Genomic DNA, 9,447 nt, shown 5'->3' with positions numbered 1-9,447 from the left:
CTCTGATCAAGGTTTTGACCGGTAGCAGTGACCTCTCCGGTCACGGTACTCAGTTTTTCCTGCGTGGCCTTCAGGGCCTGTCGGGTATCGGCCAGCTCCTGTTGCACCTGTTTGAACTGCCAGACGCCACCGGCTCCCAGCACAATAATCATGACCATTGTGAGCCAGGCCAAGCCATTTCCACTTTTACCTGAGGGACTACTCCCTTTCTTGACGGTAGGCTTTCCGTCAGTAGCCGCGGCTTTCCTGCGTCCCGGGCGCTCGTCTGCTGCAATTGAGAAATCCGGTATATCGTTGATTGCCTTATCCTCTTCTCTCATGGGTTTCTCATCTGTCTCTATTCCACTGTGGGCATTTATTCGCCAAGGGTCGTTGAGGCGCAATATTACTATGAAAAGGAGAACAGAATAACAGTAACAGAGTTAATAATCGCCGCTGAAAACCCGGAAAAGCACGGAAAGCATCTATCACAATCCGAAAATATTCGACGCTCAATACCATTCCAGGTATTTTTCTAACACCCAGCGGTTGAAGAGATATCAAAAGCCCCAAGACTATCCACCACATAGATTCGTAATCGAACCAATGTTAATATCGTCGCGCGAGATGAATCAGGTCAAACAAGACCAACCCTCAAGTGGAGAACGACAAGATGGCTTTTGAACTTCCTGCACTGCCCTATGCGCGCAATGCACTGGCTCCTCATATTTCTGAAGAGACTCTGGACTTCCACTATGGCAAGCATCACAAAACCTACGTTGACAAGCTGAACGGTCTGGTCGCGGGTACCGAGCTGGAAAGCAAGAGCCTGGAAGAAATCATCAAGACTTCTGAAGGCGGCATCTTCAACAACGCTGCTCAAATCTGGAACCACACGTTCTACTGGAATTGCCTGAGCCCTAACGGTGGTGGTGCTCCTGCCGGTGAACTGGCTGAAGCCATCAACAAAGCTTTCGGTTCTTTTGACGATTTCACTGCTGCATTCAATGACAAAGCGGTTAACAACTTTGGCTCTTCCTGGACCTGGCTGGTTAAAAACAGCGACGGTTCCGTAGAAATCGTCAACACCAGTAATGCCGGTACTCCTCTGACGACCGACCAGAAACCACTACTGACCTGCGACCTGTGGGAACATGCCTACTACATCGACTACCGCAATGTGCGTCCGGAATATCTGAAAAATTTCTGGGCACTGGCAAACTGGGACTTTGCTGCGGCTAATTACGCTGGTTAAGATTCTGATTGTCAGATACCCAATCAGGTTGGCAATTGCCACATCGTGTTGGAGATACCGACACTTAAGTTAGCTATCAGGATTGACTGTTAATCTGTACCGTCTGCTAGTTCATTAGCAGACGGTATTATTTTGTGCCTAATAAATGGGAAAAAAATGAGCACCGTGTAATAGGCTATGGCTCAGGTTGACTGACATCCTCATTTTCGTTAAAGCCTACCTTGTTGACAAAATGCTCTCGTGCTCAGAAGGTAGCATGTAGCGAGCTGTCCACTCCCCGGGTTCGATTTAAAAGTAAGCTATCCTACAATGTCGTTGCCTGAACATTTGCCCCTTATCGGATTGCGTTTTCAGCACCGGTGATATCAACTCCTTTCTCAAAGATCACCATCTTTGCCAAAGGTAAGTCTCAAACTTTCCAGCTATAGAGTCCACACACAATGAACAAGTCTATTCTTTTTGAAATACTCAATAAAAAAACCCAGACAGAGCTTTTGAACCTACTGGATAACGCGTGGGAAACCATGTCTACTAACCAGCGCGACACTATCTTTAGTGGCCTTATGTCAAAAGAGCAGTTTTCATTCCCGGCATCAGCAGATCACACTCTCAAGGCAGTAAAGGCCTTTCAGAAATGCTCTCTGGATGGTGACTACTATGCACCCTTTGATATTAACTCCAGGAACTATATGGACATTCCCGAGGAGACAGATGCCTGGTTCGCAAAACTTGACGAGTTATTTATTGAGTCAACGAAACTGATCAGACAAGAGGAGTACCAAGTAGCCCTTGAGTGCTTTGATATTCTCTATGAGCTGCTTGTGGGCATTGTAGATGATGAGATTATCTTTGCTGACGAACTGGGCTCATGGATGTTTACCGGTGATGAGAAAGCCTACTTTACCGCCTATATCCACGCAGCTGCGGCAACCTGCTCTGATGAAGACTTTGTCGATAAGGCCATATTTGCTCTCCATGAAGACAGTGACCGCTCCTGCTCTCTGAAGCTCTATTCAGTTATCAAGTCCATGGCCAGTCCAGTACAGATGGCCATGGTCGATCAGCAGGTAAAAGCGAGAAAGATAAAAGTCGCATAATCATTGACTACCAGAGTCTGAATACCTCTGACAATCTAACTATGCAGTTAACCTATAGGGTTCAACCGGGACTCCAACTATTTCCAGTTCATGATTATTTTCTGATTCATGACACTTGGGTCAGACTGCTGATATAACAGCTACCACCCCTTACTCAAAATTTCTCTCCGCTCATCCGATGACAACACTGTCTGACAGGATTCCCAATCAATGTTCACCACCCGGCTGTACTTTTCATCAAAGGGATGCTGGCGCCTCACTCCATCGATCAGCTTTGTGGCTTCTTGTACCTCTCCCAATGCAACATCAACCCACACATCTTCAAGTACATCAGGAATCTGGCCAAACAGTCCGTGAATATCCTCCAGACGATCTGATAACAGCTCATGCACCCGGTCTTCGACTGAACCACGGTATCTCATATTCAGTATTTTGACCGTATTGCGAATCTGACCAATTCTCTGGATACGTCCCTTTCTCTGTTCAAGGCGAGTTGGATTCCACGGCAAGTCAAGGTTGATCAGGGTTCCTAACCTTTGCAGATTAAGTCCTTCAATGGCTGCATCTGTACCCAGCACCAATCCTAACCCACCAGATCATGGAGTCAGAGATGGAGAGATTTTCGACATCATCCTCATCTTCCAGACAAGCTGAAAAATCCTGCTCATCGCCAGAGCCAGCCCACTCGCTAAGCAGCTTATCCACCGTTCTTTGTCCAGCGTAGAGCGTGCTTCCTATTCTCCTCAGCAACAGGGTCTTGAAGAAACCGGCCCCTTTAGCTCTTTTGCTTAATGCCTCTGAAAACTCCTCTGCTTTCTCATAAGCCTTCTGGAAGTAAAGAGGTAATGAGATAGAGTCTTTCTCTCCCTCACCAAACAATTGGACCTTGACCGGCTGCAGGTAGGGCTCGCCAGTTTCCGGGTCAATGGTAGCTTCCAAATAGTCCCGGGTGCGCCGAATGATTTGTCTGATAAAGGGGTTATGCTGTCTCCCATAGTCCGGAAGAACCCGGCGAAGCTTTGTTTTGTCAGGTCCACGCAACTGATTGAAGCTGGCAGCATCGGCAACATAATCACCCGGTTGCATGTGCAGCCGTTTTCTTAGATCCCTGAAAGATCGGTGCTCCTCAGCTTGTGGTAACGGATTTCTGACCCAACTCCAGGCCAAAGCTTCGTCGACAGATATTTCCATATCGCCCATCACCATGGGTACAGCTCTGTCAGCCTTGCGCCATTCGCTCCAGGCATCACCCAGAACTTGATCACTACCCAAGGCAAGAATGCTTAACAGATCAAAAGCTTCAACCGGATGCAGCTGAACCGGGGTTGCCGTGGCCAACAGCATACTTTTGGTTCTTTGGCTGATTTCAGAGCCGGATGTAATCAGCCCCTGAGATACTATGCCAAGTTTCCTTGGACATTTAAGAATACTTTCAGGTCCTGTTGAGGGCCAGGAGATACCCTGCTCATCCAGCCACTGTTTGCCTGTCCAGATGGCAGATGGCATATCCAGCAGCTCCATCAATTCATCCTGCCATTGCAGGGTCAAAGGCTTGGGGGCAATAACCAGCACCGGCTTATTTCCCTGAAGAGCCATCAGCATCCCAGCCAGCGCCAACTGCACAGTTTTACCCAGCCCTACCTGATCAGACAGAATATATCTGGCCCCGCCTTTTTGGTGATCATCAAATGCTTTTTTGACAAAATATTTCTGGTGGGACCAGAGGCCGAACTCTTTACGATAGACAGGCGTTTCGACAATGGCAGGAGCCGGATCAATATGAGGCTCTGTTTGCCAGGTCGTCCTGTCTAATTCAACTCGCTCAGAAATCCGTTTTATATCAGCAATAACAAAATCACTAAGAGGCGATAAGGTTGTATATTGCAGTGACTATATGCTGAGGTTCTAATGCGTGCGCTTCAAAATGTTTCCGGTGATAAAACTTGATCCGTCGAACAAAGTAGCCACCATCCACAAAAAAAGCGATTTTCTGCATTACATACCCCTAAACGCAAAAAACCTGCAACCGTGGCCACTCGCTACGTATTAGAATGGGCACCGTTGCAGGTCTGTGACCTAACATATAGCAACTTGATCGGAAAACGCAAGCTGCTAAAAACTGCAATGGGTCAGATTTAACCGTTAGTATTCTCCAGCGCACCGGCCAGTGCTTTAGCGGCTTCGGCATCAGCCTCCCAGTGTTCCAAATGGTCAATGTGCTCCATTCGGCTGAGGTAGCGTAATACTTCAATCAACTTTTTCCGTTCATTCCAGAAGTTTTTCAGCTCTGTCTTCAGATAGTTAACACCCTGCTGGGCGGATTCCTGTCTGATGGTTTCATGAACAGCAAACAGTGCATGCCGAACAACAGAAGCATCGAAGCCTCCGGGCACCAGATGTTTATAGGCAATTTCCACCGCCTGGTCTATCAGCTTATCAAACTCGGATTTCTGGCCTTTTTGTTTTTCCCGGTACAGTTCGTTTTCGATATTGATACCTTCAATCTCACTGTACTGGGTCAGCACACTCAGAGCCGCTGCAAAAGCTGCAAGCTGGTAGTCGGTATTAAGCGCCTGATCAAAAGTCTGATTTACACCACCAATACCACCAGACTTTTGAATATGTGCAACCCATCGAAGCATTTTAGAGTTCCAGCCGCAACAGCGACCAACAGACAATAACCAAGCAGCTTTTTGTGTTTTTGACTCTGAATGCTCATCCATGAATTTTGAAATTATACCATTAACAAGCAATTGTCTTGGGTTAAACATATGCTGCCAATGACTCCAACCTCTCTCTCGTAGAGGCTGCTCTGTATTGCTCCCGTTAATTGCCTCACAACCCTGCCGATGCACTCCTTAATAGTTAAGTTAACCGGGGGAGAAGATCCGTGGATATTCCAGGCAAGAAATCAGGGCCAGCCATTTCCGTCTCGAATGCCTCCGGGCAGGCTCAGTCGGAACAGAAGAAGCAGGTTAAATGGCAGAGCAAGAAAGTACAGCTGAATGATGTGCCGGTCAAAAATCTGGAGCGAAGCTCTTCAGGTTCAGACTCTGATTATGGTGGAACGTCCGATTTTTCGATTTCCTCCTCTCCGTCAAGCCTGTCAGGATTCAGTGATACTGAACTGTTTCCTGAAGATGATGTCTTCTCATACCCTTCCCCATTGAATGAAACAGCCCATCTGGCTAAAAAAGAACTGGGCAGGGGACGCTTTGCTTCGGTACACCGGGTTACTCAGGAAAAAAATAAAGGCAAACCAGAGCATTTTGCATTAAAACAGACTCATTTCGGTGATCAGGGAGAACTGGAGGCAGGGATATTAAAGAAGTTGGGGGAACACCCAAACATTGTCAGAAGTTATGGTCTGGTAGAAGTCGATGGGGTCAGAGGGCTCCTGACGGAGTTGATTGAAGGCCCCTCCCAGGAGAGCGTGATGATGCTTCTGATCGAGCTCTATGGTAACGGCAGGCTCAGCAGTCAGGCGTTTTTCAATGTTCTGGCATTTATGGAGTATGAGAAGTTTCAGGCACTTGATTACCTGCATAAGCGGGGTGTTGTCCATAACGACCTGAAACCCAATAACGCCATGATTGATCTGAAAGATGGCCGCTTGAAACTGATTGATTTTGGTAGTGCCAAAGAAGAAGGCCAAAAAGCCAGTTATAGTCATGAGGACTATGCTTCTCCAGAGTTGTACCGATCGGAGCTACTTCAAAAAGAGGTGGTCAGGGCATCCTATGCCACAGATGCTTTTGCTCAGGGGCAACATCTATACCGGTTTTTGAACAGTCCGGGTCAACTCCATATTCACTCTTTTACCAACGGTGCACAGCCTTGGGGCAAGTATACGCCCAATCAACGATCCGAAGCGGCTTTTGAGGTCCTCTGGGCATTTCTTGAATATCAGAAACCCAACCCTGATGGCAGTTACAAACAGGCAATGGAGCCAGTAATGCCTGAATTAACAATGGAGGACCTGGAAGCTGAGTCTGAGCGCATGAAGTTGCAAGAAGTCAATCTGGATAGCCTGCTGACCTCCGGCGATGAAATTGGCGTCATCGTAAAATTGCTGGATGGAGATCTGAGTACCAGTGACATAGAAAGAATCAAAAAAATGCTGCATGGAAAATTAAATGCCAAAGACAGCGAGACCGCTCAGGCACTATTGGATGGACCACTCTTATTTCATGATATCCAAGCCATCAAACGATTGCTCTTCGGCAAATTATCGACACCTGAAAGAGAGACAGTAGCCGATCTGGAACACCTGATAGAGTCAGCAGAAGAGATGAAGAGAAGTAAAAGCCAGCTGATTGATATGATTAACAGCTTGCTGCACCCGGTGCCCGAGCAGAGAATGACACCAGCACAAGCTTTGCAGCACTGCTGGTTCACTGAGCGAACAATAGACAGAGAGCAGGCCTTAAGAACACTGCATTTAGCAGCCGACATCCTTAAAGGAAAAGAAGGTGACGCAAACAAGAGTTTTGTATGAGTATCTCCCCCGAATGTCTCTAAAACCCTTCACTTAAGTCTCTCGGATAATCCGCCCCTGTTAATTGCCCCTCATTCCTGCCGATGCACTCCTTAATAGTGAACATGACCGGGAAAGATCCGTGGATATTCCAGGAAAGAAGTCGGGGGCAGCCACTGCTGCCTCGAATGCCTCTGATCAGGCGAAGCCGGAACAAAAGAAGCAGGGGAAGTGGCAGAGTAAGAAAGTTCAGCTGGATGTGCCGGTCAAAAATATCAGGCATAGCTCTTCAGGCTCAGGCTCAGGATCTGATTTTAGTGGGATATCTGGCTCTTCGATTTCTTCCTACCCGTCAAGCCCGGGAGCAGTCAGTGACGAAGTGTTTCCCGAAGATGATGTCTTCTCATATGACTCTCCGTTGAATGAAACGGCCCAGCTGGCAAAGAAAGAGTTGGGTCGGGGACGTTTTGCAACGGTATACCGGGTTATCCAGGAAAAAAGTAATGGCCAACAAGAACATTTCGCATTAAAAAAAACTCACTTGGGAGACCAGGGAGAACAAGAGCACAGGATATTAAAGAAGTTGGGAGAGCACCCAAATATTGTCAAAAGTTATGGTCTGGTAGAAGTCGATGGGGTTAGAGGGCTCCTGATGGAGATGATTGAAGGCCCTTCTCAGGATACCCTAATGACGCTTTTGATTGAGCTCTATGGGAATGGCAGGCTCAGCAGTCAGGCGTTTTTCAATGTTATGGCGTTTATGGAGTACGAGAAGTTTCAGGCACTTGATTACCTGCATAAGAAAGGTGTTGTCCATAACGACCTGAAACCCAATAACGCCATGATTGATCTTAAAAGTGGCCGCTTGAAATTGATTGATTTTGGTGGTGCCAAAGAGGAGGGTAAAAAAGCCAGTTACGGTCATGAAGACTATGCTTCTCCGGAATTATACCGATCGTTACTTAAGAAAGAGCTGGTCAGAGCCAGTTATGCCACAGATGCTTTTGCCCAGGGACAACATCTCTACCGTTTTTTGAACAGTCCGGGTCAACTCCATATTCACTCTTTTACCAATGGCGCAGAACCATGGGGTAAATATACCCCCGACCAACGATCTGAAGCAGCTTTTGAGGTGCTCAAGGCATTTCTCGAGTATCAGAAACCCAATCCTGATGGCAGTTACAAACAGGCAATGGAGCCAATAAGTCCTGAGTTAACACAGGATGATCTGGAAGCCGAGTCTGAGCGTATGAAGATGCAAGAATTTAATCTGGAGAGTCTGCTGACCTCCAGAGATGAAATTAGAGCAATTATGAAGTTACTGGATGGGGATTTGAGCGCCAGTGACATTGATAGAATCAAGAAAATGCTGCATGGAAAATTGAACGCCAGAGACAGCGAAACCGCTCAGGCACTGTTGGATGGACCGCTCTTGTTTCAAGATATCCAGGCCATCAAAGGCCTGCTCTACGGCAAGTTAACCACGACTGAAAGAGAGACGGTAACAGATCTGGGGCACCTGATAGAGTCTGCAGAAGAGATGAAAAGAAGTAAAAGTCAGCTGATTGACATGATTAACAGTCTGCTGCACCCGGTGCCCAGGCAGAGAATGTCTCCAGAGCAAGCTTTGCAGCATCCCTGGTTTACTGAACGTACAATAGACAGAGAGCAGGCCTTAAGAACACTTCACAGGGTTGCTGATGTATTGAAAAGAGATGAAGACGATGCAAATAAGAGTTTTTTATGACGGTCTCTGCCCTCTTTGTGTTAAAGAGGTTGCTCGCTGGAAAAATGCCCGTTTCACAAGTGAAGTAGAGTGGTTTGATATCACCGGTCAGGAAAAGGCACTGGAAGCCTGGGGGATTGATCCCCACAAAGCTCTGCTTGAATTACACACCATGACCGATGACGGTCGGGTTTATACGAGCATCGACAGTTACTCGCTCTTACTCAGACAGCTACCTGCCTGGAGCTGGCTGGGACAGGTCATGAGTCTGCCAGGCCTGAAACAGTTCCTGAAATGGACTTATGACTGGATGACCAAAGTCCGCTTGAAAAAAGAAGGTCGCTGGCCGGGCCAATGCAACACAAAGCAATGTAAATAGTCATAGGCTTGTTCATCCCACCCGCCTGGACAGAGTGACGCTCATGACCAAATATGATCGCTAAAATCATGAATGCAGTGAGACTTATCAACGTCACTCCATATCATCATCCCTGACGTTCTGCCCTGCGAGAGAAAATACATTGCTGGCAAACAGCGTAAGCCCCTTGACCAGACTAACCAGAGGGAAGACGGCATTGTTGGCTCCGAGATTAAGCTGGCCATTGACATTATAAAAGTCTCTGGGAAATTCTTTATACACGTCCAGGGAATGCAATGGTTTCGGGTACATTATGTTATCCAGATTTCCAGTGAGCTTTATGTGTTCTGAGAAGCATTCGGCAAAAGGGGCAGATGCACGACGATCGCTAACCTCACAAGGTTGCAGAGCTGTCCAGTACAGGATTTCCTGAGCTGTGCGTGTCAGCCATGAACGGTACGTCGCACTGTCAACCCCCATAAATTCTGGCAGTCTTGACTTGGGCTGACATTCTTTTTCTTTGGCTAACAGGCCTGACAGGTATTCGTTAAGCAG

The 9,447-nt window shown here is 47.2% G+C and carries 10 protein-coding genes; 5 read left to right on the top strand and 5 right to left on the bottom strand.

Annotation, left to right across the window (positions count from 1 at the left end; translation table 11 throughout):
* Positions 1-320 (bottom strand): hypothetical protein (locus tag KDK18_RS04630; protein ID WP_257253534.1); only part of this gene is annotated, 320 nt, incomplete at its 3' end.
* Positions 321-652: 332 nt separating this feature from the next.
* Between KDK18_RS04630 and sodB the strand changes: the two genes are divergently transcribed.
* Together sodB and KDK18_RS04620 are read left to right on the top strand one after the other, a co-directional pair.
* Positions 653-1,234, top strand: a complete 582-nt coding sequence (gene sodB, locus KDK18_RS04625) for a superoxide dismutase [Fe] (RefSeq protein WP_257253533.1) — start codon at positions 653-655, stop codon at positions 1,232-1,234.
* A 440-nt stretch (positions 1,235-1,674) separates the two neighbouring features.
* Positions 1,675-2,331, top strand: coding sequence for a hypothetical protein (locus KDK18_RS04620; protein ID WP_257253532.1), 657 nt, complete (start codon positions 1,675-1,677; stop codon positions 2,329-2,331).
* 140 nt (positions 2,332-2,471) lie between these two features.
* Here KDK18_RS04620 and KDK18_RS04615 read toward each other — a convergent pair whose 3' ends face one another.
* The 3 genes from KDK18_RS04615 to KDK18_RS04605 all read right to left on the bottom strand — a co-directional run bounded on the left by KDK18_RS04615 (position 2,472) and on the right by KDK18_RS04605 (position 4,973).
* Positions 2,472-2,909, bottom strand: a complete 438-nt coding sequence (locus KDK18_RS04615) for a helicase-related protein (RefSeq protein ID WP_257253531.1) — start codon at positions 2,907-2,909, stop codon at positions 2,472-2,474.
* Positions 2,884-4,092, bottom strand: coding sequence for an SNF2-related protein (locus KDK18_RS04610; protein WP_373691144.1), 1,209 nt, complete (start codon positions 4,090-4,092; stop codon positions 2,884-2,886). Before KDK18_RS04610 ends, KDK18_RS04615 begins: the two co-directional genes overlap by 26 nt.
* A gap of 374 nt (positions 4,093-4,466) precedes the next feature.
* A complete protein-coding gene (locus KDK18_RS04605) occupies positions 4,467-4,973 on the bottom strand; it encodes a hypothetical protein (RefSeq protein ID WP_257253530.1) in 507 nt (168 codons plus the stop codon).
* A gap of 248 nt (positions 4,974-5,221) precedes the next feature.
* Here KDK18_RS04605 and KDK18_RS04600 point away from each other — a divergent pair, with 248 nt between their 5' ends.
* The 3 genes from KDK18_RS04600 (at position 5,222) to KDK18_RS04590 (ending at position 8,913) form a co-directional block, all read left to right on the top strand.
* Positions 5,222-6,829 (top strand): protein kinase, encoded by a 1,608-nt coding sequence (locus KDK18_RS04600; RefSeq protein ID WP_257253529.1) that lies wholly within the window; start codon positions 5,222-5,224, stop codon positions 6,827-6,829.
* A 121-nt stretch (positions 6,830-6,950) separates the two neighbouring features.
* Entirely contained in the window at positions 6,951-8,555 is a 1,605-nt protein-coding gene (locus KDK18_RS04595) for a protein kinase (RefSeq protein WP_257253528.1), read from the top strand.
* Entirely contained in the window at positions 8,533-8,913 is a 381-nt protein-coding gene (locus KDK18_RS04590) for a thiol-disulfide oxidoreductase DCC family protein (protein ID WP_257253527.1), read from the top strand. Before KDK18_RS04595 ends, KDK18_RS04590 begins: the two co-directional genes overlap by 23 nt.
* A 93-nt stretch (positions 8,914-9,006) precedes the next feature.
* Here the strand turns inward: KDK18_RS04590 and KDK18_RS04585 are convergent.
* Positions 9,007-9,447, bottom strand: a 441-nt coding sequence (locus KDK18_RS04585; RefSeq protein ID WP_257253526.1) for a hypothetical protein, incomplete at its 5' end; no start/stop codon positions are given.

Source organism: Endozoicomonas sp. SESOKO3 (genome assembly GCF_024606255.1).
Note: the sequence above shows the minus strand (reverse complement) of the source record. Positions and strands in the feature narration are given on the sequence as shown.

What these genes read in the sequence shown, in the direction of transcription:
- sodB (WP_257253533.1), top strand. Translation starts at nt 653, where the DNA reads ATGGCTTTTGAACTTCCTGCACTGCCCTATGCGCGCAATGCACTGGCT.
- KDK18_RS04620 (WP_257253532.1), top strand. Translation starts at nt 1,675, where the DNA reads ATGAACAAGTCTATTCTTTTTGAAATACTCAATAAAAAAACCCAGACA.
- KDK18_RS04605 (WP_257253530.1), bottom strand. Translation starts at nt 4,973, where the DNA reads ATGCTTCGATGGGTTGCACATATTCAAAAGTCTGGTGGTATTGGTGGT.
- KDK18_RS04590 (WP_257253527.1), top strand. Translation starts at nt 8,533, where the DNA reads ATGCAAATAAGAGTTTTTTATGACGGTCTCTGCCCTCTTTGTGTTAAA.